Below are 24,161 nucleotides of genomic sequence, written 5' to 3' on the forward strand. Positions count from 1 at the left end.
CGCTGCATGGCCCTGCGCCCTCGACGACCTCAACGCCTTATTCTATCGACCAGGGCGGCCGCGATCATGCCAACAGCCCCGTATCATGCTCGCATCACCCTGACATTCCGGCCTCCCGCCCCGATGGACGAACGCACTGCCAACTGCTGAACTCGTGTGCCGCGGCGACGTTCTTCCTGAAGAACTGTCCGGACGTGAAGATGGACGGGAATAACGACGGGTGCCGTGCGAACAGCAGCGGTGTATGGGATTGTTTGTGAGGCGAGGTTGTCGGAAGCGTCAGACGTCGGGTCGGAAGAAGGTCCATCTGTCCGGATGACCCTGCGAGTGGGACTTTCACGGACAACTTCTGGCGCTGACCACACCTCAGCCGCTAGAACAGGTCCTCTATTGTGATGATTCGGAAGCCCGTAGGTTTAACAAGCTGGGCGCGCCGATTTTTAATGTGGATGTCGCCGCTGCACTCAACAATCGCCTTCGTGTCGTGCGCGAGAACACCCTGGTGATATTCCTCAGGCCCAAGTTCGATCTTGACGCTCCGATCAACGCCATCCACGTCAGCCTCGACGGTGATCTTTCCAATCTCGTCACCTTTAGGGCGATCAAGCTTTTTCACGAAGCCCCAAATACGCCGATTCTCTAATGTGTAGTCGCCTTTGTAGTAGTCCGATGCCTTGCGAACTGCTGTGACATCGTCAGCACCGAACTTAAACACCTTCGTCACGCCCTCAAACATTGGACCGGCGGCACCCGCAATGCGAATCTCGAACTCACGCTTGTGCTCGGTGCCGCTAAAGCCTAGAAGGGCATCGCACATATTTGAACTTACGCCCCTCTCGATTGCCGCATCAAAGGTCCGCAGGTTCTGGCTTTGGCCAAACTCTGCCGCTGCCTTCGTGATCGCTTCTAACCCATGCACCAGACTCAGCGTCACGCCCTCAGCGACCGGCACAGCCTTTTGAGCGATCAACTCGGCCGGCGGTGGCGGAGGTAAGGGCGCAATGACATTGACGACGTAGCTGCCAACCTCGGTCTGCCCCAAAAGAAGTGAGTCAACGTACGCCTTCGCTTCTTTGGGAGGCTGACCGCTGAACTGCTTCCTCTTGGAGTACATTGATAAGGCCGCGGAGTACAAGAGGTCCTTCGCCTTGGAGAACAGCAGTACGCCATCGTTGATCGGGATCGTCCCACCGGTTGTGTCCTCACCAATCACGCGTACTGTGATCACATTCGCTGTAAGGCGAACGATGTCATTGGCGATTTCTATTACCAGCCGGTTCTCAAACTCTGAAACCGCAGTAAGAGCCTCCGCGAAGCGCTTTTGATACTCGCGTACGGCGGTCGACATTGGAAGAACGACCTCAGCCTCCTCGTGATCTTGACGGTGCCAAATACTTGCCACAGATCGGATAGAACCGTCTTGATACCAGCCACTGCTGGCAAGATATGCCTCCACCTGCTCAATGGTCACCTGCGTGATTTGGCGACGAGTGTCAGTCATAGCGCCTCCCCAAGACTCGCAGCCTCCATCATCGCAATAAGCGTCTCGGGTGTTACGCGATTTGCCAGCGGCACTTCCACCACTATCTTCTCGGGATTATTCGTTGGAGGGTAGTCGCGCAAAGATAACCAGTAGCAACTATTGGGCAAATGCAACAGGTCCCGATGGACGGTGATCCAATTGGCCTTATCCACAGGCACAAGCATGACGACGAGGTATTTGGGAACCATTACATCGTCGCCGCGAAGATCGTCGTAGTTCTTGCGCTTCAACGAGAACTTGATGACCTCGCCGTTGATGAGATCCTGCGATGTGCACTTGAGCTGAAACTCAATGATCGGGTTCCGCCGACGGCCAGCACCGTGATAGCCGAGGCCCTTGAATGAGACATCAACGCTGTCGTCATCCACACGAAAGTCCCCTCGATTCAAGCCGGCATGAGCGGCCAGCGCGCTTACGCACGCGTACTGGAACTCCTCCTTCTGCAGATTCGCATTCATCAGCGGTTGCGTCTCCCTATATGCGACAGGTTGGATGCCACACATCTCCGGACTAAACTATGCCAAACACCCAAGATTCAAAGGACTACAAGTTCCGGACTCGTCTTGTCGCCACGTTGAAAATCACAGCCCCACGTTCTCCGGCCACAGGAAATACGGACCGAACTTCGGGCTCATGCGGAATTCGCCCCCGGCTTCCTTGCCCTTCGCGGTGATGTAGTGTTTGCCTTCGCGCAGTTCGAGCAGGCCGTTGGCGACAAAGCGCTCGATGAGGTCGGCGGTGCGCAGGCCCAACCGTTGCGCGAGCTTGGAGGTGGTGAGTTTGTCCGCCTTGTCGGTGACTTCTTCGCTGTCGGCCTTGCCGTCGCCGTCATTGCGCGCCTCGGCGGTGACGCGTTCGAGCGTGATACGCACTTCGTCGCTGATGCGGATGATGCGCTGGGCCTCTTCGTAGGCGTCCTTGTAGAGTTCGCCGTCGTCGTCGCGGCGGATTAGGACTCCCATCTCGTTGTTGTTGATCTGGCTGAACTCGTAGAGGTTGAGACTGGTGATGATGGCCAGCTCCTCGTTGAGATAGCACTTGGCGTGCAGGTTTTTGCAGAAGCTGGTGCGGATGTAGGTGAGTTCCTTCAGCCAGTTGATTTCTTCGGGCTGCAGTTCGCTCTTGCCATAGACGATGCGCACGTCGATCTTGAGCCGGTTTTTGTCGGCCAGGAGCTCCTTCATGCGATCGTTGAGCTTGAGGAAGGGGCTGATCAGGATCAGGCGGTCCCTGGCATTCTTGATCAGCTCTTCGAGGAAGTAGTTGGTGGCGCTGGTGTTGAGGAATTTGGCCATGGCGCGAATCCGTTCTCGGTTGTCGTCGTTCGCCGTTCGCGCGGATGGAACAGGTGGTCCCCGGATTGCGGACAGCATCGACGTGTTCATGTCGAAGGCGTTTTGTGTGCATATTACATTTGCACACATGCGACGCAAGAGAAGCAGTTCGCATGGCGGACGAATCGCCCGATGTTGCTTTCGGCTGCGGCGGAGGCCCCGGCCGACACCTTCAACAGCGTCGGCACCGAACGAGCGGTCTGATCCCTCGCCTCGCCGAACCACATCGCCACCGTGCCAGATGCCGGCGCAGCGGGTATCCTTGCACGCCTCCCCGGCGTTCGGCCGGACCGCAACACAAACCCAGACACCATGACAGGCAAGCAATACGACGAATCGTCCTTCCGCGTCCTCAAGGGACTCGAACCCGTGCGCGAACGGCCCGGGATGTACACCCGCACGGACTCGCCGGCGCACATCATCCAGGAAGTCATCGACAACTCCGCGGACGAGGCGCTCGGCGGCTTCGCGAAGAAGATCCATGTGACGCTGCACCTCGACGGCTCGGTGAGCGTGGCGGACGACGGCCGCGGCATTCCGGTGGGCCTGCATCCCGAGGAAGGCGTGCCGGTCGTCGTGCTCGCCTACACGCGGCTGCACGCGGGCGGCAAGTTCGACAAGCGCGAGGGCAACGGCGCCTATGCGTTCTCGGGCGGCCTGCACGGGGTCGGCGTCTCGGTGACGAACGCGTTGTCCACGCGCGTCGAGGTCGAGGTGAAGCGCGAGGGCAAGATCCATCGCATCGACTTCTCCGAGGGCGGCGAGAACATCGGCGAAATCGCGGTCGTCGGCGACTGCGGCCGGCAGACCGGCACGCGCGTGCGCGTGTGGCCGGACGGCAAGTACTTCGAGAACCCGCGCGTGCCGCAGGCCGAACTGGAGCGCCTGCTGCGCTCGAAGGCGGTGCTGCTGTCCGGCGTGGCGGTGCGGCTCGATATCGAGCAGGCGAGCGGCTCGCCGCTGACGAAGACCTGGTCCTACCCGGACGGGCTCGCCGGATATTTACGCGAGCAGGCGGGCGATCTCGAGCCGGTCGCGCCGCTCTTCACGACGGAAAAATACGCCGACAAGGACGATTCGACTTTCGCGCCGGGCGAAGGCGCGGCGTGGGCGATCGGCTGGTTCGAGCAGTCGGTGCCGTCCGAGTCCTTCGTGAACCTGATCCCGACGGTCGCCGGCGGCACGCACGAGAGCGGCTTGCGCGCGGGCGTGTTCGACGCGGTGAAGAGCTTCATCGAGCACCATGCGCTCTTGCCGCGCGGCGTGAAGCTGCAGCAGGAAGACGTCGCCGGGCGCATGAGCTTCGTGCTCTCGGCACGCCTGCTGGACCCTCAGTTCCAGGGCCAGGTGAAGGAGAAGCTCAACTCGCGCGAGGCGGTGAAGCTCGTGTCGTCGATGATCCGCGACCCCTTCGAGATCTGGTTGAACAACCACGTCGAGGCCGGCAAGGCGATCGCGGAGCTGTCGATCAAGCAGGCGCTCGCGCGCCAGAAGAGCGCGCAGAAAGTCGAGAAGAAGAAGACCTCGGGCGTCGCGGTGCTGCCGGGCAAACTGTCCGATTGCGAATCGGAAGACATCGCCGAAAACGAGCTCTTCCTCGTCGAGGGCGATTCCGCGGGCGGTTCGGCGAAGATGGCGCGCAACAAGGAGACACAGGCCATCCTGCCGCTGCGCGGCAAGGTGCAGAACGCGTGGGAGATCGACCCCGACCGGCTGCTCGCGAACGCCGAGATCCACGACATCGCGGTCGCGCTGGGCGTCGATGCGCACGCCGCGGGCAGCAACCCCGATCTCTCCGGCCTGCGCTATGGCAAGGTCGTGATCATGTCGGACGCGGACGTCGACGGCGCGCACATCCAGACCCTGCTGCTGACGCTCTTCTTCCGCCACTTCCCCGAGCTCATCGCGCGCGGCCACATTTTTGTGGCGCAGCCGCCACTGTATCGCGTGGATGTGCCGGCGCAGGGAAAGAAGCGCCCGGCGCGGCGCCTGTACGCGCTCGACGACGGCGAGCTCGCGGCGATCCGCGAACGGGGCGAGAAGGAAGGCTTCAAGCCGGATGCGCTCGAGGTCGGGCGCTTCAAGGGCCTGGGCGAGATGAACCCCGACCAGCTGCGCGAGACGACGATGGACCCGGCAACGCGCCGCGTGCTGCCGGTGCAGGTGCGGCCGGATGCGCTCGACGACACGCTGAAGATGTTCACGCTGCTGATGGGCAAGGGCGAAGCCTCGGGCCGGCGCGCGTGGATGGAGGAAAAGGGCGACACGGTCGAGGCGGACATCTGAAGGTGCGCCGTTGGCGGCGTCTTGCTGCGCCGCATCACGCCGCCTATAACGGAAACGCCCGCCCCGTTTCCGAATAGACCCGCATGGCCGCGAATCCCGCCCCCCGCCTCGTCTGCCGCCCCCGTGCCGTGCTGGTGGATCTCGCCGGCGTGCTGCACGTCGGCGATGAGGCGATTGCCGGCTCGGTCGATGCCCTCGCCCGTCTGCGCGCGGCGGGGTTGCCGCTGCGCTTCCTCACCAACACGACGCGCACGCCGCGCCGGACGCTGGTCGCGAAGCTGCAGCGCATGGGCTTCGCCATCACCGACGACGAACTCCACACTGCCCCGCACGCCGCGCAACGGCTCGTGCGCGAGCGCGGCCTGAAACCGCTGTACCTCGTCCATCCCGATCTCGCCGCCGAAATGGGCCCGAGTGCCGACGTTCCCGACACGGTCGTGCTCGGCGACATGGGCCACCATCTCGACTACGCGCAGCTCAACGCCGCCTTCCGCCTGCTGATGGCCGGCAGCGCCTTCATCGCGATGGCGAAGAACCGTTATTTCATGGAAGCGGACGGCCTGTCGCTCGACATGGGCGCCTTCGTCACCGGCCTCGAATTCAGCAGCGGCGTCACGGCCGAAATCGCCGGCAAGCCCGCGGCGAGCTTCTTCCGCACCGCGCTCGCCGAAGTGGACGTCGCGCCCGCCGACGCCGTGGTGATCGGCGACGACCTGCACGACGATGTCGGCGCGGCGCTTGCCGCCGGCATTCCGGGCGTCCTCGTGCGTACCGGCAAGTTCCGTGCGGGCGACGATGCCGATCCGGCGATCCGGCCCAGCCTCGTCGCCGACGATTTCGCCGACGCCGTCACGCGCCTGTTGGCGCTTCCCTGATCAGGCGAGCTCGGGAATCGACACCAGCTCGTAGCCCGCGCGCTGCAAGCCGTCGCGCAAGGCCCGCGCCGTCGCGACCGCCTCGGCGTCGTCGCCATGCACGCAGATGCTCTGCGCCTTCACCGGCAGGCGCTTGCCGTTGATCGAGATCAGCGCGCCCGCTTCGAGCATGGCCAGCACGTGGCGCAGGCAGGCGTCCGCGCCGTGGACCATCGCGCCCGGCTGCGAGCGCGGCACGAGGTTGCCGTCGTCGAGATAGGCGCGGTCGGCGAAGACCTCCTCGACGACCCGCAGCCCCGCCTCGCGCCCGGCGATGACGAGCTGCGACAGCACCGGCGCGAGCAGGATCAGATCCGGATCGGCCGCGCGCACCGCGCGCGCGACCGTCGCTGCGAGCTTCGCATCCGCGCAGGCCATGTTGTTCAGCGCGCCGTGCGGCTTCACGTGCGTCACCGTCATCCCGTCGGCACGCGCGATGCCGGCCAGTGCCCCGATCTGGTAGATCAGCATCGCCTCGAGCTCGGCCGCCGGCAAGTCCATGCGCCGCCGGCCGAATCCCTGCAGGTCGGGAAAGCCCGGATGGGCGCCGAGGCTCACGCCGCAGCGCTTTGCGGTCGCGACGGTCTGGCGCATCACGAGCGGGTCGCCCGCGTGGAAGCCGCAGGCGACGTTGGCCGATTTGACGACTTCCAGCATCGCCGCGTCGTCGCCCATGCGCCAGGCGCCGAAACTTTCGCCGAGGTCGGCATTGAGATTGATGCGCTCAGACATGGTGTGCTCCGAAACGAAGGGTGAGATCGACGCCGTGCAGGTTCCATTCGTCGCCGCGCACGGCGCCGCAGATGAGGTTCGCGCCATACAGCGCCGCCTCGTCGATGACGCCGGGCGGGCGGAAACTCTGGATCATGGCGACCCACTCGGCAAGCCGCTGCACCTGCTCGCGCAGCGCCGTCGCAGCCTCGGCGTGGCTCACCGCGACGAAGCGCAACGCGTCGCCGGGCCGTACCTGCGCGAGTCGCGGCAGATCGGCACGGATCACCGTCGCGATCTTCGGGTAGCCACCCGAGGTCTGGCAGTCGGCCATCAGCACGATCGGCTGGCCGTTCGCCGGGACCTGGATCGCGCCCGGCGCGACGCCGTCCGACACGATTTCGGCGCCCTTGTCGTTGTGCGCGAGCTTGTCGCCGTCGAGGCGCAGGCCCATGCGATCCATGTCGCGCGTCACGGCATAGGGCTTCGACAGGAAGCTCGCCACCGCCTCATGCGTGAAATGGTCCTCCTGCGGCCCCAGGATCACGCGAATTGGGCCGGTCTCGTGCTGCCACGGTGCCCGCGCACGGAATTCGAGCCACGGATCGCCGCGCACGGCCTCGCACTGCAGGCGGTCGCCGCCCCTGGGCGCCCGGCCCTGCACGCCGCCGATCGCCGCACGCAGGTAGGTCGCACGGCTACCGAGCTGCTCGGCCACCTGCACCCCGCCGGAGAGCGCGACGTAGCCCACGCCGTGCGACACGCCGCCGATGCGCAGGACGTCGCCGGGGAACAGCGTCGCGGTCTGCCACGGCGCCACCTTCAGCACCTGACCGCGCGTATTGACGAGCTGCGCGCCCATCTCGCCCGACAGCCCCACACGCACCGTGCCCGACAGCGCCTTCAGCGACGGCCCGCTCAGGCCGACTTCGAGCACCGCGGCCTCCGATGCATTGCCGGCCAGCGCGTTCGCCGCCGCCATCAGCACCGGATCGAGCGCGCCCGACACCGGCACGCCGATGTTGCGGTAGCCCGTGCGTCCACGATCCTGGACGCTCACCGCGAGGCCGGCGTCGATGATTTCCACGACTGCGCTCATGCCGCCTCTCCTTCCTTCAACAGCGAGGACAGATCGAAGCGGCCGGCGGCGCATTCACGATCGAGGGCCTCGAACGCGTCGCGGTCGATCGCCTGCCAGACCACCTGGTCGCCCGGCGCGAGCAAGGCCGGCCGGCGTGCGTTGGCCGCATCGAAAAGGCGTACCGGCGTGCGGCCCATCAGGCGCCATCCGCCCGGGCTTTCCCACGGGTAGGCGGCGCACATGCGGCCGGCGATCGCGATCGAGCGCGACGGCACGACCTTCCGGGGGGTCGCGAGCCGAGGCATGTCGAGCGCCTCGGGCAAGCCGCCCAGGTAGGGGAAGCCGGGCAGGAAACCCAGCATGTAGACGGTGAAGACCGTTTCCGTCATCAGGCGCACGACCTCGTCGCGCGACATGCCTTTGGCGGCGGCAACCTCGTCGAGATCCGGCGCGCAGTCGGCGTCGAAGCACACCGGGATGTGCCAGCGGCAGCCGGCGGCGGACAGGCTGCCGCTCTTGCCGGCGAGCTCGGCGAGCAGATCGCGCAACGCCATCGCGTCGGTGCGCAGCGGGTCGAAATGGACGGTCACCGAACGGAAGGTCGGCACCCACTCGACGACGCCGTCGAGGCGGCCGTCGCTCGACAGCGTGTCGAGCAGGCTCGAGAAGCCGAGCACGCGGCCGTGAATCGCCGGGTCGATGCCGTTGCCGAACTCGACGGTCCAGGCGGCGTCGCCGACGGACAGCAGACGCGCCGGCGGGTGTGCAAGCTCAGTAGTCATGGCGGGACTCTTCCGTGCGCCGTAGCCGTGCTCAGTTCTGCAGGACCAGGTCCCGGCCGCGCGTCTCGGGCAGCGGCAGGCAGGCGACGATCACGAGGAGGTAGCCGCCCACGGCGAGCATGCCGATCACTTCGCCGAGCGGCATGCTGGTGCTCAGGTAACCGACCAGCGCCGGGAAAGTCGCGCCGACCGCGCGCCCGAAGTTGTAGCAGAAGCCCTGGCCCGAACCGCGCAGCTCGTTCGGAAAGAGCTCCGCGAGGAAGGCCCCCATCCCCGAGAAGATGCCAGACAGGAAGAAGCCGAGCGGGAAGCCGAGGAACAGCATCATCGTGTCGTTGATCGGCAGCAGCGTGTAGCTGTAGACCAGGGCCCCGGCGCAGGTCGCGAAGAGCATGAAGCAACGGCGGCGGCCGAGGTGGTCCGACAGCCAGGCGCTCGTCAGGTAGCCGACGAAGGACCCGAGGATCAGCACCAGCAGGTAGCCGCTCGTGCCCAGCACCGACAGCCCGCGCTCCATCTTGAGGAAAGTCGGCAGCCAGGTCGTGACCGCGTAGTAGGCGCCCATCATGCCGGTCGACAGCAGGCTGGCGAAGATCGTCGTCGGCAACAGGTGCGGCGAGAAGATCTCGAGGAAGTTGCCGCCGCCCTCGGCCTTCACCTTCGCACGGGCAACGTGGAAGACTTCCGGGTCGTGGATGTTGCGGCGGATGTAGAAGATCAGCACCGCCGGCAGGATGCCCAGCCAGAACAGCACGCGCCACGCATACCCCGACGGCATCAACGCATACACCGCCCAGAACGCGATCGCGGAGATGCCCCAGCCCACGGCCCAGCTGCTCTGCACCAGGCCAACCGCCTTGCCGCGGTTCTTCGGCTGGATCATCTCGGCGATCAGCACCGCGCCGACCGACCATTCGCCGCCGAAGCCGAAGCCCTGCATCGCCCGCGTGAAGAAGAGCTGCTCGAAGGAATTCGTGAAGCCCGAGAGGAAGGTGAAGAACGTGAACCAGATGACGGTCCATTGCAGCACGCGCACGCGGCCGTACTTGTCGGCGAGGATGCCCGCCGCCCAGCCGCCGATCGCCGAGGTGATCAGCGCCCCGGTCGCGATGTAGCCCGCTTCGACCTTGCTCATCGACCATGCCGCCATCAGCGTCGGGATCAGGAAGGTATAGATCATGTAGTCGAACGCGTCGATGCCATAGCCGGCGAAGGCCGCGGTCAGCGTCTTGCGTTCGTTCGTGGTGGTCTCGTTAATCCACACGGAGGATCTCCTTTAGGTGGTTCGACACGCGCCGCCCCCGGTCTGTGCCGGGGTGCCGCGAAAAAATGGCCCTGTTCAGGAAAAGGCGAGCTGGTGGTTGAGCAGGTCGGTGACCAGCATCGAACCGGGCGCGTGCGTGATGCACAGCTCAGGGCGGGCTTCCATCACCACCGATTGCGGCGTCACCCCGCAGGCCCAATACACCGGGACTTCGCCCGGCAGGATCTCGACCGGATCGCCGAAATCGGGCTTCGCGAGGTCGGCGATGCCGATCTCGGCCGGATCGCCGAAATGCACCGGGGCGCCATGCACGTTGGGCAGGCGCGACGTGACCTGGATCGCGCGGATCGCGTTGGCCGCCGTCATCGGCCGCATCGACACGACCAGCGGACCGTGAAACTTGCCCGCCGGCGTCGTCGGGATGTTGGTACGATACATCGCGACGTTCCTGCCGTTGGCGACATGGCGCAGCGGGACGCCCGCGTCGAGCAGCGCCTGCTCGAAGGAAAAGGAGCAACCGATCACGAAGGTCACGAAGTCCGGCTCCCACAAATCGTCGATCCCCGTCGGCTCGGCGACGAGTTCGCCCTTGCGCCACACGCGGTAGCGCGGCACATCGAAGCGGATATCGACGTCGGCGCCGAGCGTCGGCAGCAGCGGCTCGCCCGGCTCGGACACCGCCAGCAGCGGACAAGGCTTGGGGTTGCGCTGGCAGAAGCGCAGGAACTCGTCGGCGTCGCGCGCGCGCAGGATCGCGACGTTGCCCTGCACATGGCCCGGCGCGATCCCGCTGGTGTGCGAGGTCCACAGGCCGGCCCGGATCGCGCGGCGTGCAGCGACCCCGGTTGTCAGTTCTTCAGCGGACGCAACCGCGCTGTCAGGATTCCTTTCCACCGACCGTCTCCTCATCCTTGGCCCGACGCTGTAATCGCGCCGTGATCAAAGTATCGACGGGGGGCCGAAGCTAGACAAACGAAAAATTTCTTGGTGATCTCATCGATTTTTTCGATGAGATCCGCGCTTGTTTCCAGACCTTCCGACGTCATCGGAAAACCCCAGGCCGTCGACCGGAAAGCCGCGCACGAAGGCGATCGCCTCCTGCACCGCGGCCTCCATCTGCGGCGCACCGGGGTAGGCCCAGTACGACGCATGGACCGGCAGGGGCGCAAGGCGCGGCTCGGTGTCGAGCACCGCGAGATCGGCTCCCCGGGCAAGGCTCGGCAGCGTCGCGCGCGGCAGCGTCGCGAAGCCGAAGCCACCTTCGACCATGCGCACCAGCGCCGAGATCGACGAAATCGTGTGGACGCGACCGCTCTCGAGGCCTGCGCGGCGGATCAGCTCGACCAGCGCGACATGGGGTTGCGAGCCGCGCTGGAAGGTCAGCAGGTCGTGTTCGAGGATCTCCGGCAAAGTCCATTGGCCGCCGCGCCCGGCGTCGCTGCGGCGGCCGACGAACACCATCTCCAGCGACGGCAGTTCGGTGACGCGAATGCCCTCGCCCGTGGCCGGCAGCGCCGCGAACGCAAGATCCAGCCCGCCGCGCCGCAACTGCTCGATGATCACCGGGGTCATCTCCACCGTCAGCTCGAACTCGATGTGCGGCTGCGTGCGACGCAGATGTTCGACCAGCGGGATCAGCCAGGTATGCAGCACCGACTCGATGCCGCCGATGCGCATCGTCATCGCCTGCGGTTCGGCCATGCCGATCTCGTCCTTCAGCTCGCGCTGGATCGCGAGCAGCCGTTCGGCATAGACGAGGAAACGGTTGCCGGAATTGGTCAGGCGGAAGTGCCGCTCGCGCCGGTCGATCAGCGCCACGCCCAGCTCCTCCTCCAGGCTGGCGATGCGGCTCGACACCGCCGATTGCGTGAGGCACAGCTTGTCGGCGGCGCGCGTGATGCTCTTCAGGCGCGCCACCCACAGGAAGGCTTCGACGAAACGCAGGTTCATGGCAGATCGGTCAGATGCGGAAGGGTCAGGCTCGTCGTCCTTGAACTTCGGCCCGGAACGCTGCCAGAATGCGCGCTTCCGATGGCAGACGGCTGGATGACTCTAAGCTGATCGCGACGGCGGCGCAAATTCATCGCGAATGCGGCTTGCCGACACTCGACGCAGGCGCTCTCGACCGACACCGCCGCGAAGGCGACGTCCCGGCCCGGCCCGCCACCTCTCACGCCATGCCACTTACCCAAGCCTTTCGACGCATCGCGCAATGACTTCAGACACGCTCGACCTCTTCAACGCCCCGCCCCCGGCGCCGCCGACTCCCCCGGCCTCCGGCGACGGCCACCAGACCCACGACGACGGCCCCCTCGCGCTCGACCAGTACGCCGAGCGCGCCTACCTCGCCTACGCGATGAGCGTCGTCAAGTCGCGCGCGCTGCCGCAGGTCGAGGACGGCATGAAGCCGGTGCAGCGGCGCATCCTGTACGCGATGAACGAGATGCGCCTGTCGGCGAGCTCGAAGCACGTGAAGTCCGCGCGCGTCGTCGGCGACGTCATCGGCAAGTACCATCCGCACGGCGACTCCAGCGTCTATGACGCGATGGTGCGCGTGGCGCAGGACTTTTCGCTGCGCTACCCGCTGGTCGACGGCCAGGGCAACTTCGGCTCGCGCGACGGCGACTCCGCGGCGGCGATGCGTTACACCGAATGCCGCCTGACGCCGATCGCGGAACTGCTGCTCGCGGAGATCGACCGCGGCACCGTCGACTTCGTGCCGAACTACGACGGCGCCTTCGAGGAGCCGCAGCTGCTGCCCGCGCGCCTGCCCTTCGTGCTGCTGAACGGCGCCTCGGGCATCGCGGTCGGCATGGCGACCGAGATCCCGCCGCACAACCTGCGCGAAGTCGCCGACGCCGCCTGCCACCTGATCCGTCACCCCGACGCCGGCCTCGACGACGTCCTGCCGCTGCTCCCCGGGCCCGATTTCCCCGGCGGCGGGCAGCTCATCTCCTCGCCCGACACGATCCGCGACGCTTATGCGAGCGGCCGTGGCAGCCTGCGCATGCGCGCGCGCTGGCACGTCGAGGAGCTCGCCCGCGGCCAGTGGCGGGTGATCGTCGATGAGCTGCCGCACGGCGTGTCCGCGGCCGGCGTGCTCGCCGAGATCGAGACGCTGACCAACCCGCAGCCGCGCGCCGGCAAGAAGGACGTCAGCCAGGAACAGAAGAACCTCAAGCAGCTCGTGCTCGGCGTGCTGGAGACCGTGCGCGACGAATCGAGCGACAAGGCGCCGGTGCGCATCGTGCTGGAGCCGCGCTCGTCGCGCCAGAGCCGCGACGAGTTCATGGCGGTGCTGCTCGCGCACACCAGCCTCGAGAGCTCGGCCTCGATCAACCTGACGATGATCGGCCGCGACGGCCGGCCGCAGCAGAAGAACCTCGTGCAGATCCTGCGCGAGTGGATCGACTTCCGCTACGTCACGGTCGATCGCCGCACCCGCCACCGCCTCGACGAGGTGGATCGCCGCATCCACATCCTCGAAGGCCGCATGATCGCCTTCCTGCACATCGAGGAAGTGATCCGCGTGATCCGCGAGTCCGACGAGCCCAAGCCTGCGCTGATCGCCGCCTTCGGCCTCACCGACATCCAGGCCGAGGACATCCTCGAGATCCGCCTGCGCCAGCTCGCGCGCCTCGAAGGCTTCAAGATCGAGAAGGAGCTCACCGAGCTGCGCGAAGAGCGCGACGGCCTGCAGCATCTCCTCGACAGCCGCGCCGCGATGACGCGCCTGATCCTCAAGGAGATCGAGGACGACGCGAAAAAGTACGGCGACGCGCGCCGCACCGTGATCGAAGCGGTTGCCGCGGTCGCGCCGGCCGAGATCAGCGTCGCCGACGAGCCGGTCACCGTGATCGTGTCGAAAAACGGCTGGGTGCGCTCGCGCCAGGGCCACGGCATCGACGCCGCAGGCATCACCTACAAGGCCGGCGATTTCGCCTTCGCGGTGATCGAGACACGCACCACCTGGCCGCTCGTCGTCATCGACACCAACGGCCGCGCCTACACCGTGCGCGTGTCGGACCTGCCCGGCGGGCGCGGCGACGGCGCGCCGATCACGACGCTGGTCGACTTCCAGGATGGCGGCAAGGTGGCGCAGGTGCTCACGGCCGAGCCCGAGTCGAGCTGGTTCTTCGCCAACTCCGGCGGCTACGGTTTCATCTGCACGCTCGCCGACGCGACCAGCCGCCAGCGCGCGGGCAAGGCCTTCATGACGCTGGAGAAGGGCGAGAAGGTGCTCGTGCCGGCGCGTGTCGCAGGCGAGCGCATCGCCGCGGTGTCGGAAGGCGGCCGCATCCTCGTCTTCATGCGCAGCGAGATGAAGGTGCAGACGGGCGGGCGCGGCGTCATCGTGATGGCGCTCGACGACAAGGAAGCGCTCGTCGCCGTCGCCGTGCCGCCCGACGAGTCGGTACTGCGCGTCGAAGGCACGGGCCGCGGCGGCAAGGCCGTGGCGATCGACCTGAAGCCGTCGCAGCTCGTGCCGCTCGTGCACCGGCGCGCGCGCAAGGGCATGGCGCTCACGCCCAAGGTCGCGCCGCTCGCGCTAAACTGGAACTGACGCCCGGCGCACGGCCTCAGCGCCCGGCCGGGGGCTCCGGCGGCGCGGACGCCTCCCCCTCCGGCAGGATCGCGCGGATCGGGTCCCCGTCGTGGATGGCGCCCGGCGCGCGCGGCGCCGGCTCGCCCATCATCGACTCGATCAGGATCGTGACGCGGCGGTTGCGCGCCCGCCCTTCCTCGTTGGTGTTGTCAGTGATCGGACGCTGGTCCGCGTAGCCCGCCGCGGTGAGGCGCCCGCCGCGCACGCCCGATTCGATGAAGAGGCGCACGACCGTGGACGCCCGCACCGCCGAGAGCTCCCAGTTCGACGGATAGCGCCCGGTGCGGATCGGCAGGTTGTCGGTGTGCCCCTCGACCGTGATCGGGAAGTCGGCGCGCGCAAGCACTTCGGCCACGGCGCGCAGGGCCGTCACCGCGGGCGTCGAGAGCACCGCGTCGCCCGGTGCGAACAGCACCCTGGCGTTGATCTCGACCGAGATCCCGCGCGCCCCTTCCGACACATGCACCTGCCCGCCCTGCATCAGCGGCTCGAGCACGCCGCGGATGTCCTCGGCCATCGTCGTCATGCGCTTGTATTCGCGGCGGCGGCGCTCGATCTCCTCGTCGGGCGCGGGCGACAGCGGCGCCGGCTTGGGCGGCGCGACGGCCGGCGGCGGCGCGATCACCGGATCGCCCGGCACGTTCACGGTGACGTTGCGGAAGGCGTTGATCAGCGAATCGGACAGCACGCGGTACTTGCCCTCATTCACCGACGACAGCGAGTACATCACGACGAAGAAGGCGAACAGCAGCGTGATGAAGTCGGCGTAGGACACCAGCCAGCGGTCGTGATCCTCGCGGTTCGCATCGTCCTGCTGGCGGTGTCGGCGTTGGCGTCGCATGGCGGCTCGCGCGCTCAGGCCATGTAGCCCTGCATGCGGCTCTCGATGATGCGCGGATTGTCGCCATTGGCGATGCCGACCAGCCCGTCGACAAGCATCTCGCGCTGCGACACGCCATCCGCGACGTAGGCCATCAGCTTCTTCGACATCGGCAGGAAGACGAGATTGGCGAAACCCACGCCATAGATCGTCGCGACGAAGGCGACCGCGATGCCGGCCCCCAGCTTCGACGGGTCGGTGAGGTTTTCCATCACGTGGATCAGGCCCAGCACCGCGCCGAGGATGCCCAGCGTCGGCGCGTAGCCGCCCGCGGCCTCCCAGATGCGCGCGCCCAGACGCATCTGCGCGGCCCAGGCGTCGATCTCGACCTCCAGCACTTCGCGCAGGCGCTGCGGCTCGACGCCGTCGACCAGCAGCTGCAGCCCCTTGCGCGTGAACGGATCGCCGATGCGCGGAAGCTGCGCCTCCAGTGCCAGCAGCCCTTCCTTGCGCGCGATCTGGCTCCAGCTCGTCGCCTGGCGGATCAGCGCCGCGTGGTTCGACGGCGGCGGCACGAAGACCCATTTGGTCATGCGGATGCCTTCGCGGAAGACCTTGAGCGGACTCTGCAGCATCACGGCCCCCAGCGTGCCGCCGACCACGATCAGGAAGGAGGTGGGCTGCACCAGGGAAGCGATGTGGCCACCCTCGATCACCTGCCCCATGATCAGGGCGGCAATGCCCAAGGTAAGCCCGACGACGCTGATCTTGTCCATGCCCGCTGCCCCCTCGGACGGCCCGTTCAGCCGCCCGCCGGCGGATTCTTCCGCGGCCGCCCGCGGCGCGCGCCGGTACCGCCGGCAACCCGCACGGTGCCCAGGATGCGCGAGCGCAGGCGCGCGACGGCCTGGCTGTGGAGCTGGCACACACGCGACTCCGACACGCCCAGCACTTCGCCGATCTCGCGCAGGTTGAGCTCCTCGTCGTAGTACAGCGCCATCATCAGCTTCTCGCGCTCGGGCAGGTCCTCGATCGCGCGCACGAGCGCGTTGCGCATGTCGGCCTGCTCGAGGATGTCGGCCGGATTGGACTCGTGCTCGCCGAGATGGCGCTCAAAATAGTCCTCGCCCTCGCCGTCGGTGAAATCCTCGAAATGCACCAGCTGGTAGCCGCGCGCGTCCTGCAGCATGCGCTGGTACTCGGCCAGCGGCATCCCCAGCAGTTCGGCGAGCTCGGTCTCGCTCGGCTGGCGTCCGTGGCGCTGCTCGAGCTCGTGGATCGCCGTCTCGATGCGCCGCATGTCGCGTCGCATGCTGCGCGGCAGCCAGTCGTTCTCGCGCAGGCCGTCGAGCATCGCGCCGCGGATGCGCTGCACCGCGTAGGTTTCGAACTGCGCGCCGAGACCATCCTCGTAACGGTTGATCGCATCGAGCAGGCCCAGCATGCCGTTCTGGATCAGGTCGTCCATCTGCACGCTGGCCGGCAGCTTCGCCATCAGGTGGTAGGCGATGCGCTTGACCAGCGGAGCGTAGGCCTCCACGAGGTGGTTCTTGTCGAGATTACCTGCCGAGTCGTACATCCACTTCGCCTGTATTTTCTTCCGACCTGGCCGGGATTCCGGGCACGGGGGCAGACCTGCGGACTGCCATTGTCCCGCAGCCGGCCCGGTTTTGCCAAACGGGTAGCCGCTCAGTCCCATCCGCCCCTCCTGCGGGCTGCGCCGGCCTCCGCCCGCACGTCGCCGAAGGCCGCGAGGCGCCGCAGGAAGGCGGCCTCGGCGTCGCGCGGGGAGGCCTCCGCCGCGCTGCGTCCCAGTCCTGCCGCCAGCTCGTCGCGCTCGACCTCGCCCAGCCAGGCGAGCGGCACGCCGACGTGGCGGCGCACGAGTTCGCTCAGGCTGGCGAAGAAGGCCGCGGCGTCGGCCCGGCCGCGCGCGCCGCACACGGCGACGTGCAGCGACCCGGCGCCCGCCGCGGCCAGACGCTTGATCACCTGGTAGGCGTCGGTCGCACCGCTGCGGCTCGCTTCGGCCACGACCAGACGGCGCGGCGCGGCCAGCGTGAACGGCGACGGATCGGCCGCCCCCTCGCACGCCGCATGAATGAGGATGAAACTCGCCGGCCGCTGCAACGTGCGCAGCGCCGCGAGCAGGCATTCACGCCGCGCATCGTCAAGCAGCGGCAGCGCGAGCGCGCAGGCCGCCACCGGCACGCAACCGAGCAGGCCCGGCACCGGCTGGACGAGCTCCCGCACCGGACTGCGACCGCCGAGCACGCTCAGCAGATCGCCGCCCGCGGGCAGACCGAGCGCCGCGGCGAGCGAACCCTCGTCCCGCACCTCGTCGAGCAGCAGCACGCGCTCGCTGCGGCCGGCGATGCGATGCGCGGCCTGCAGCGCGACCTGTGCGCGGCGCCGCCCGGTCCCGTACAGCGCGACGACCGTCGGGGGCGTGCGCCGGAACAGGCGCCTCAGCCCGGCCGCCTGGTCTTCACGCGGGGCGACCATGTCAGATTCCGCCGGACGCCAGCATCAGCGCCGCTTCGTCGCCCTGCAGCTTCCACGGCGACTCGGCCGCCTGCTCGCGCAGCGCACGGTGCAGCAGGTAGGCCCGGTTCGGCAGGTGCAGGTCCTCGGGCACGCGCTGGCCGTTGGCGACGTAGAACACGTCGAGTTCGTTGCGCACGGCGACATCCAGCGCCGGCGCGAGCGATGCGGCCTCGTCGACCTTGGTGAGCACGCAACCGGCCAGGTCCGGCCCCTTGTAGGCGCGCACGACGTCGGCGAGCGTGTCGCCGCGGCAGGTCGAATTGAGCAGCAGCAGGCGGCGCACGTCGCCCGCGCCGGTCAGCATGGCCGCCTGCTCGGCCACCATCTTGTCGCGCTGGCTCATGCCCATCGTGTCGATCAGCACCATGTGCTTGTTGCGCAGCTCCGCGAGCGTCTGGCGCAGGTCGGCCGCGTCGCGCACCGAGAACACCGGCACGCCGAGGATGCGGCCGTAGATGCGCAGCTGTTCCTGTGCGCCGATGCGGTAGCCGTCGGTCGTGATCAGCGCGAGCCGTTCGGCGCCGTGGCGCACGACGCAGCGCGCGGCGAGCTTCGCCGTCGTCGTGGTCTTGCCCACGCCGGTCGGCCCGACCAGCGCATACACGCCGCCGCGATCAATGATGTCCGCATCGGATGCAACGGCGCGCAGGTCGCGCGCAAGCGCATTCTTCACCGCGGCACGCGCGTCTTCCGGCGAAGCCTCTTCCTCCACGGAGTCGGCCAAACGGCGCGCGAGCACGCCCGAGAATCCGGCCTCGAGCAGTTCGCCGACGATGTCCGCGCGCGCGGGCGCACGGCGGCGCGTCTCGCCCCACGCGAAGCCCGCGAGCTGGCGCTCGATCATGCTGCGGATGCCGGCCATCTCCTGCATCAGCTGGACGTTCGCCTCCTGCAGCGAACGGATGCGCTCGTCCTCGATCTCGCGCACGGGCGCGGCCGCCTTCACCTGCGGAGCAGGCTGCTGCGGCGCGGGTTCGGCCGCGACGGGACGGGCCGGCGCGTCGCCCATGCCCCAGTCGTCGATCGCATACTCCTCGCTCAAGGCCGCCTCACGCGTCCGCATCACGTAGTCGGGCGTCTCCATGCGCGGGGGATTGAACGGGCGGATGACCTTGGTCGGCTTGCGGGGAGCGGCCTGCGGCGCGGACGCCCGTCCCGACAGGCTCACCTGGAAATCGTCGTCCTCGGCCGGCACGGGGCGTGCCGCGACCCGCGGGGCCGCCTGCGGTGCCGGTGCGGCCGTGCGCGGCGCGCCCGGCAGCGCGCCCACGTCGTCCGCCGGCAGGGCGAGGATCTCGACGCCGCCCTCGACCGCGCGGTTCGACAGCACGATCGCATCGGCACCGAGTTCGGCCTTCAGGGCACGCAGGGCCTCACGGGCGGAGGGGGCAAAGTAGCGCTTGACGTTCATGGTGGATCTCCCGGCTACCGCGCTCTGTGCGCAGCATGGAACCGATTATGGCGGCGGGGAGATGGATCGATAGCGCGGAATAGACCCGATTTCTCCCCGCTATTAACCTGCAACCCAATACCGTGCGGGCTGAGCCTGTCGAAGCCCTGGCCGCGCCCTTCGACAAGCTCAGGGCGAACGGTTGTATCCGATTGGCCGTTCAATAATCAGACGGGCAGGAAACTCAGCGCGCAGCCCCGCCCACCATCGCGGTGACGCGGATCGTGCGCGTCTCCGGCACTTCCGGGTTCGCGATGACCTTGAGCGAAGGCACCGCGCGACGCAGGAAACGCGACAGCAGCCAGCGCAGCTGCGGCGGCACCAGCAGCACCGGCGGCAGGCCCATGTCCTCCTGCCGCTGCGATATCTCGGCCGCATGGCGCAGCAGGCCGTCGGCGAGGCTCGGCTCGATGACGCCGCCATCGCCACCGCCCGACGTCATCGCCTGCATGAGGATGCGTTCGAGCGCCGGATCGAGGGCCATGACCTGGATCTCGGCGTTGCCCGGGAACAGGCTCTGCAGGATCGAGCGGCCGAGCGCCTGGCGCACGCGCGAGGTCAGCTCCAGCGGATCCTGCGTGCGCGGCGCGTTCTCGGCGAGCGTCTCGATGATCGTGCGCATGTCGCGGATGTTGACGCCCTCTTCGAGCAGGTTCTGCAGCACGCGCTGCACCGTCGCGACCGACAGCAGGGCGGGCACGAGGTCCTCGACGAGTTTCGGCGTCGTCTTGCCGATGTGGTCGAGCAGCGCCTGCGTCTCCTGACGCCCGAGAAGCTCCGCGGCGTGGTTCAGGATCAGGTGGTTGAGGTGGGTCGCGACCACCGTGCTCGCATCGACCACGGTGTAGCCCAGCGCATGCGCCTGCTCGCGCTGGCTCGCGTCGATCCAGTAGGCCGGCAGGTCGAAGGCCGGGTCGCGCGTCTCGCGGCCTGCGAGCGGCCCGGTCACCCGTCCCGGATTGATCGCGAGGAACTGGCCGGGGTAAGCCTCGCCGCTGCCGATCTCCACGCCCTTCAGGGCGATGCGGTAGGCATTGGGCTTGAGCTCGAGGTTGTCGCGGATATGCACTGGCGCCGACAGGAAGCCGACATCCTGCGCGAACTTCTTGCGCAGGCCGCGGATGCGCTTCAGCAGCTCGCCGTCCTGGCCCTTGTCCACCATCGGGATCAGGCGGTAGCCGACTTCCAGGCCGAGCACATCGACCGGCGCGACGTCGTTCCAGCTCGCTTCCTGGCTCTCCGCGGCCGGCGCCGCGGCGGCCGCGGGCGGTGCCACGCGCGCGGCCGCCTCCGCCTCCCTGCGCGCGATGCCGAAGCGGCGCCAGCCGAGCCAGCCGAGCGACCCCGCCATCAGGATGAACACGAGGTTCGGCATGCCCGGAATCAGGCCCAGCACGCCGATGATCGCCGCGGTGAGCATCAGCACCTGCGGGTTCGAGAACACCTGGGTGAGCACCAGCCCGCCCACGTCCGCGTCGTCGCCCACGCGCGACACGACCATGCCTGCCGCGACCGAAATGATCAGCGCCGGGATCTGCGCGACGAGGCCGTCGCCGATCGTCAGCAGCGTGTAGGTCTCGACCGCCAGGCCCGCTGGCATGTCGTGCTGGACGATGCCGACCATCAGCCCGCCGACGATGTTGATCAGCAGGATCACGATGCCGGCGACCGCGTCGCCGCGCACGAACTTCGACGCACCGTCCATCGCACCGTAGAAGTCCGCCTCCTGCGCGACCTCCTTGCGCCGGCGCTTCGCCTCGGCCTCGTCGACCAGTCCCGCGTTGAGGTCCGCGTCGATCGCCATCTGCTTGCCGGGCATCGCATCCAGCGTGAAGCGCGCGCTCACTTCGGCGATCCGGCCGGCGCCCTTCGTCACGACGACGAAGTTGATGACGACGAGAATCACGAACACGACGAGGCCGATCGCCGTGTTGCCGCCGACGAGGAAGTGGCCGAAAGCCTCGATGACCTTGCCCGCGGCGTCCGGCCCGGTGTGCCCCTGGAGCAGCACGATGCGCGTCGAGGCGACGTTGAGCGCGAGGCGCAGCAGCGTCGTCACCAGCAGCACCGTCGGGAACACCGAGAACTCGAGCGGGCGGCGGGTGTACATCGCCACCAGCATCACCATCACCGACACGGCGATGTTGAAGGTGAAGAACACGTCCAGCGCGAACGCCGGCAACGGCAGCACCATCATGGACAGCACCATGATGATGAAGATCGGCGCACCGAGCATCCGCAGGTTCGTCGGCGTCAGCAGCGCGCGCAGGTTGAGGACATCGTTCATTGCCAGCCTCTATCGCTTCGTCCGTTCCGGCCCGCCCGTCAGTCGGGCGCGCCGGGGTCCATGTCGGCGGGCACCGGCAACTTGCCGGGCACCGCGGGCGGAAGTCCGCCGTGAGCCATCCAGTGGTTCAACTGATACACGTAGGCCATCACCTCGGCCACCGCCGTGTACAGCGCACCGGGCACCGCCTGCTCCAGTTCGCAGTGCTTGTACAGGGCGCGCGCCAGCGGCGGCGCCTCCAACATCGGCACCTTGTGTTCCTTGGCGAGCTCGCGGATCTTCAACGCCAGCTCGCCGCGTCCCTTCGCGACGACGATCGGCGCACGCATCTTGTCCGCGTCGTACTTCAGCGCCACCGAGAAGTGCGTCGGGTTCGTCACCACCACGTCCGCCTTCGGCACCTGCGCCATCATGCGGCGGCGCGCCATCTCGCGCTGCATCGCGCGGATGCGTCCCTTCACCTGCGGATCGCCGTCCTGCTCCTTGCTCTCGCGCTTGACCTCTTCCTTGGTCATGCGCAGCTTCCTGTTGTACTGCCACAGCTGGAAGGGCACGTCGATCAGCGCCAGGATCGCCAGCCCCATGATGATCAGCAGCGTCGCGAACAGCACCATCTTCAGGAAGTCGGGCACCGCCGCCTCCACCGTCTCGCCCGTCAGGCCGAAGATGTGCTCGTGCTCGCGCCACACCGCGAAAACGCCCATCACCCCGACCACCGCCGCCTTGAGCAGCGACTTCACCAGCTCCGCCAGCCCGTGCATCGAAAACATCCGGCTGACGCCCTGGATCGGGTTCATGCGATCGAGCTTCAGTCCCAGCAAATTCGGCGCGAACACGAAGCCGCCCATCAGGATCGGCGCCGCAATCGCCGCGACCATCAGGATCCCGAAGAGCGGCAGCATCGTCAGCAGCGCGTCGGTGATCAGGTCGCCGAAGCCCGCCAGCATCAGCTTCGGATCGAATGCACGCGCGCGCTCGATCGAGAATCCCGCGCGCAACATGCCCAGGATGCGCCCCGAGATCCATTCCCCCATCACCCACAGCGCACTGACGCCCGCCATCAGCACGAGAAAGGTCGACAGCTCGCGCGACTGCGGAACCTGCCCTTCCTCGCGGGCCTGCTCCAGCCGTCGTGGCGATGGCTGTTCGGTTTTCTCGAGATCGCTGTCTTCGGCCACGGCCGACTCCTTGCCTGCGCGCCGGATGCCGCCCGTTCAGCACGGACGTTCGGCGACGTGCGGCAATTATCGCCGCGCGCCGGCAAGCCCCGCCGCCGGATAAGCGCGGGAAAACAGCCCTATATCGGGAATTGGGGAGCCGCAGCCCGAATCGCCGGGCCGCCGTCGGGAAGGCTCAGCGCCCGGCAGGCAGCCTGTCGATGCCGCGGATCACCGTGCCGGCGCCGAGGCCGCGGGACGCGAACCAGCCCGCATTCATCTCCAGCGCGAAACGCGCCGGCGCCGCGGCGCAGTGACTGTCCTCGGTCTGCGGCTGCATTTCGGCAACGTTCAGGATGCGGCCGTCGCGATCCATGAACGCCACGGACAACGGAATCAGCGTGTTCTTCATCCACATGCAATGGCGCGCCTCCTCCGTGAACACGAACACCATCCCGTGCTGCAGCGGCATCGACTTGCGATTCATCAGGCCGAGCTGGCGGGTCGGGTCGGTATGCGCCAGCTCCGCCTCGATCCGGTACATCCCCGCCCCGAGCTCCACCATCGGCAATTCGGCGCGGGCGGCCGGCACACACACGCAAGCCACGGCAGCGATCGCCGCACAACGGCCGAAAAAGGACGGAAGGATCATTGCCGGCAAAACCTGCAGGAACGGGGAAGCGCGATTCTACCGCGGGTAAGGCACGGCCGCTAAGAGCGCCCCGACCGTCCCGGCCCCGCGCGGCGCGACCTGCCCTGCGCCGGCCCGCCGGGCGCACGCCGACGTTCGCGTTCGACACCCGGGACACCTAGCCCGGCAATGTCGACCTCCTCGCCGCGCCACGCGCCCGGCAACAGCCCCGCGAGCGACCACCCGCCGATCGCGACACGGATCAGCCGCAAGGTCGGAAAGCCCACTTTCGCGGTCATCCTGCGCACCTGCCGGTTCTTCCCCTCGCGCAGCACGATCTCCAGCCACGCCGTCGGCACGCTCTTGCGGAAACGCACCGGCGGATCGCGCGGCCACAGCCAGTCCGGTTCGGCAATGCAGCGCGCCTCACATGGCCGCGTCACGAAATCGCCCAGATCCAGCCCCCCGCGCAAACGCGTCAGCGCGGCCTCGTCGGGCTCCCCCTCGACCTGCACGACATAAGTCTTGGGCAGTTTGTGGCGCGGATCCGCGATCCGGTGCTGCAGCGCGCCGTCATCGGTCAGGAGCAGCAGCCCCTCGCTGTCGGTATCGAGCCGCCCCGCCGCATACACCCCCGGCACCGCGACGAAATCCTTCAACGTCGGCCGCCCCGGCTCCGCCGTGAACTGACAGATCACACCGTAAGGCTTGTTGAGGAGAATGACGCGCGACATGCGGAGACGGATGA

At 67.6% G+C, this 24,161-nt stretch carries 21 protein-coding genes; 3 read left to right on the top strand and 18 right to left on the bottom strand.

Annotation, left to right across the window (positions count from 1 at the left end; genetic code table 11):
- Positions 1-373: 373 nt before the first annotated feature.
- From CDA09_RS17275 to CDA09_RS17285, 3 genes are all read right to left on the bottom strand, one after another.
- Positions 374-1,501, bottom strand: a complete 1,128-nt coding sequence (locus CDA09_RS17275; protein ID WP_121429782.1) for a hypothetical protein — start codon at positions 1,499-1,501, stop codon at positions 374-376.
- Positions 1,498-2,001, bottom strand: a complete 504-nt coding sequence (locus CDA09_RS17280; protein WP_121429783.1) for a DUF4365 domain-containing protein — start codon at positions 1,999-2,001, stop codon at positions 1,498-1,500. The genes CDA09_RS17275 and CDA09_RS17280 overlap by 4 nt, the downstream gene beginning before the upstream one ends.
- 123 nt (positions 2,002-2,124) lie before the next feature.
- A complete protein-coding gene (locus CDA09_RS17285) occupies positions 2,125-2,838 on the bottom strand; it encodes a phospholipase D family protein (RefSeq protein WP_121429784.1) in 714 nt (237 codons plus the stop codon).
- 351 nt (positions 2,839-3,189) lie between these two features.
- Here CDA09_RS17285 and CDA09_RS17290 point away from each other — a divergent pair, with 351 nt between their 5' ends.
- Positions 3,190-5,163 (top strand): DNA topoisomerase IV subunit B, encoded by a 1,974-nt coding sequence (locus CDA09_RS17290; RefSeq protein ID WP_121429785.1) that lies wholly within the window; start codon positions 3,190-3,192, stop codon positions 5,161-5,163.
- A gap of 83 nt (positions 5,164-5,246) precedes the next feature.
- Positions 5,247-6,038 (top strand): TIGR01458 family HAD-type hydrolase, encoded by a 792-nt coding sequence (locus CDA09_RS17295; RefSeq protein WP_121429786.1) that lies wholly within the window; start codon positions 5,247-5,249, stop codon positions 6,036-6,038.
- On the opposite strand, the gene CDA09_RS17300 is transcribed toward CDA09_RS17295, so the two are convergent.
- From CDA09_RS17300 to CDA09_RS17325, 6 genes are all read right to left on the bottom strand, one after another.
- The gene (locus tag CDA09_RS17300; RefSeq protein ID WP_121429787.1) at positions 6,039-6,809 is read right to left on the bottom strand and encodes a LamB/YcsF family protein; all 771 of its coding nucleotides are present in this window, start codon (positions 6,807-6,809) and stop codon (positions 6,039-6,041) included. It abuts the gene before it with no gap.
- Positions 6,802-7,887, bottom strand: coding sequence for a 5-oxoprolinase subunit C family protein (locus tag CDA09_RS17305; protein ID WP_121429788.1), 1,086 nt, complete (start codon positions 7,885-7,887; stop codon positions 6,802-6,804). The genes CDA09_RS17300 and CDA09_RS17305 overlap by 8 nt, the downstream gene beginning before the upstream one ends.
- On the bottom strand, positions 7,884-8,651 hold the full coding sequence (gene pxpB / locus CDA09_RS17310) for a 5-oxoprolinase subunit PxpB (RefSeq protein ID WP_121429789.1): 768 nt from the start codon (positions 8,649-8,651) through the stop codon (positions 7,884-7,886). The genes CDA09_RS17305 and pxpB overlap by 4 nt, the downstream gene beginning before the upstream one ends.
- A gap of 31 nt (positions 8,652-8,682) precedes the next feature.
- Positions 8,683-9,915 carry an MFS transporter gene (locus CDA09_RS17315; RefSeq protein WP_121429790.1) on the bottom strand — a complete coding sequence of 411 codons (1,233 nt, stop codon included), beginning with the start codon at positions 9,913-9,915 and terminating at the stop codon, positions 8,683-8,685.
- A gap of 75 nt (positions 9,916-9,990) precedes the next feature.
- Positions 9,991-10,809 (bottom strand): putative hydro-lyase, encoded by an 819-nt coding sequence (locus CDA09_RS17320; RefSeq protein WP_121429791.1) that lies wholly within the window; start codon positions 10,807-10,809, stop codon positions 9,991-9,993.
- 99 nt (positions 10,810-10,908) lie between these two features.
- Positions 10,909-11,865, bottom strand: a complete 957-nt coding sequence (locus CDA09_RS17325; RefSeq protein WP_286164204.1) for a LysR family transcriptional regulator — start codon at positions 11,863-11,865, stop codon at positions 10,909-10,911.
- A gap of 262 nt (positions 11,866-12,127) precedes the next feature.
- On the opposite strand from CDA09_RS17325, the gene parC reads away from it, so the two are divergent.
- Complete coding sequence (gene parC / locus CDA09_RS17330) at positions 12,128-14,479, top strand: DNA topoisomerase IV subunit A (protein WP_121429792.1); 2,352 nt, start codon at positions 12,128-12,130, stop codon at positions 14,477-14,479.
- A 16-nt stretch (positions 14,480-14,495) separates the two neighbouring features.
- On the opposite strand, the gene motD is transcribed toward parC, so the two are convergent.
- From motD to CDA09_RS17375, 9 genes are all read right to left on the bottom strand, one after another.
- Positions 14,496-15,362: a flagellar motor protein MotD gene (motD, locus tag CDA09_RS17335; protein ID WP_121429793.1), complete on the bottom strand. Its 867-nt coding sequence runs from the start codon at positions 15,360-15,362 to the stop codon at positions 14,496-14,498.
- A gap of 14 nt (positions 15,363-15,376) precedes the next feature.
- Positions 15,377-16,117, bottom strand: a complete 741-nt coding sequence (locus CDA09_RS17340; RefSeq protein ID WP_121429794.1) for a flagellar motor protein — start codon at positions 16,115-16,117, stop codon at positions 15,377-15,379.
- Positions 16,118-16,143: 26 nt separating this feature from the next.
- Positions 16,144-16,920 (bottom strand): RNA polymerase sigma factor FliA, encoded by a 777-nt coding sequence (locus tag CDA09_RS17345; protein WP_121429795.1) that lies wholly within the window; start codon positions 16,918-16,920, stop codon positions 16,144-16,146.
- Between the two features lie 110 nt (positions 16,921-17,030).
- The gene (locus CDA09_RS17350; RefSeq protein WP_121429796.1) at positions 17,031-17,846 is read right to left on the bottom strand and encodes a MinD/ParA family ATP-binding protein; all 816 of its coding nucleotides are present in this window, start codon (positions 17,844-17,846) and stop codon (positions 17,031-17,033) included.
- A gap of 1 nt (position 17,847) precedes the next feature.
- Positions 17,848-19,299, bottom strand: a complete 1,452-nt coding sequence (gene flhF / locus CDA09_RS17355) for a flagellar biosynthesis GTPase FlhF (protein ID WP_121429797.1) — start codon at positions 19,297-19,299, stop codon at positions 17,848-17,850.
- A 223-nt stretch (positions 19,300-19,522) separates the two neighbouring features.
- Positions 19,523-21,625 carry a flagellar biosynthesis protein FlhA gene (flhA, locus tag CDA09_RS17360; protein WP_121429798.1) on the bottom strand — a complete coding sequence of 701 codons (2,103 nt, stop codon included), beginning with the start codon at positions 21,623-21,625 and terminating at the stop codon, positions 19,523-19,525.
- Positions 21,626-21,663: 38 nt separating this feature from the next.
- On the bottom strand, positions 21,664-22,803 hold the full coding sequence (gene flhB, locus CDA09_RS17365; protein ID WP_121429799.1) for a flagellar biosynthesis protein FlhB: 1,140 nt from the start codon (positions 22,801-22,803) through the stop codon (positions 21,664-21,666).
- A gap of 175 nt (positions 22,804-22,978) precedes the next feature.
- Positions 22,979-23,434, bottom strand: a complete 456-nt coding sequence (locus tag CDA09_RS17370; RefSeq protein WP_121429800.1) for a DUF192 domain-containing protein — start codon at positions 23,432-23,434, stop codon at positions 22,979-22,981.
- A 59-nt stretch (positions 23,435-23,493) separates the two neighbouring features.
- On the bottom strand, positions 23,494-24,147 hold the full coding sequence (locus CDA09_RS17375; RefSeq protein WP_174718450.1) for an rRNA large subunit pseudouridine synthase E: 654 nt from the start codon (positions 24,145-24,147) through the stop codon (positions 23,494-23,496).
- Positions 24,148-24,161: the final 14 nt, after the last annotated feature.

It is taken from the genome of Azoarcus sp. DN11, assembly GCF_003628555.1.
In the GTDB taxonomy this organism is placed as follows: Bacteria; Pseudomonadota; Gammaproteobacteria; order Burkholderiales; family Rhodocyclaceae; genus Aromatoleum.

Coding starts and splice junctions, on each gene's coding strand:
- CDA09_RS17275 (WP_121429782.1), bottom strand. CDS start 1,501: ATGACTGACACTCGTCGCCAAATCACGCAGGTGACCATTGAGCAGGTG.
- CDA09_RS17280 (WP_121429783.1), bottom strand. CDS start 2,001: ATGAATGCGAATCTGCAGAAGGAGGAGTTCCAGTACGCGTGCGTAAGC.
- CDA09_RS17285 (WP_121429784.1), bottom strand. CDS start 2,838: ATGGCCAAATTCCTCAACACCAGCGCCACCAACTACTTCCTCGAAGAG.
- CDA09_RS17290 (WP_121429785.1), top strand. CDS start 3,190: ATGACAGGCAAGCAATACGACGAATCGTCCTTCCGCGTCCTCAAGGGA.
- CDA09_RS17295 (WP_121429786.1), top strand. CDS start 5,247: ATGGCCGCGAATCCCGCCCCCCGCCTCGTCTGCCGCCCCCGTGCCGTG.
- CDA09_RS17300 (WP_121429787.1), bottom strand. CDS start 6,809: ATGTCTGAGCGCATCAATCTCAATGCCGACCTCGGCGAAAGTTTCGGC.
- CDA09_RS17305 (WP_121429788.1), bottom strand. CDS start 7,887: ATGAGCGCAGTCGTGGAAATCATCGACGCCGGCCTCGCGGTGAGCGTC.
- pxpB (WP_121429789.1), bottom strand. CDS start 8,651: ATGACTACTGAGCTTGCACACCCGCCGGCGCGTCTGCTGTCCGTCGGC.
- CDA09_RS17325 (WP_286164204.1), bottom strand. CDS start 11,865: ATGAACCTGCGTTTCGTCGAAGCCTTCCTGTGGGTGGCGCGCCTGAAG.
- parC (WP_121429792.1), top strand. CDS start 12,128: ATGACTTCAGACACGCTCGACCTCTTCAACGCCCCGCCCCCGGCGCCG.
- motD (WP_121429793.1), bottom strand. CDS start 15,362: ATGCGACGCCAACGCCGACACCGCCAGCAGGACGATGCGAACCGCGAG.
- CDA09_RS17340 (WP_121429794.1), bottom strand. CDS start 16,117: ATGGACAAGATCAGCGTCGTCGGGCTTACCTTGGGCATTGCCGCCCTG.
- CDA09_RS17345 (WP_121429795.1), bottom strand. CDS start 16,920: ATGTACGACTCGGCAGGTAATCTCGACAAGAACCACCTCGTGGAGGCC.
- CDA09_RS17350 (WP_121429796.1), bottom strand. CDS start 17,846: ATGGTCGCCCCGCGTGAAGACCAGGCGGCCGGGCTGAGGCGCCTGTTC.
- flhF (WP_121429797.1), bottom strand. CDS start 19,299: ATGAACGTCAAGCGCTACTTTGCCCCCTCCGCCCGTGAGGCCCTGCGT.
- flhA (WP_121429798.1), bottom strand. CDS start 21,625: ATGAACGATGTCCTCAACCTGCGCGCGCTGCTGACGCCGACGAACCTG.
- CDA09_RS17370 (WP_121429800.1), bottom strand. CDS start 23,434: ATGATCCTTCCGTCCTTTTTCGGCCGTTGTGCGGCGATCGCTGCCGTG.
- CDA09_RS17375 (WP_174718450.1), bottom strand. CDS start 24,147: ATGTCGCGCGTCATTCTCCTCAACAAGCCTTACGGTGTGATCTGTCAG.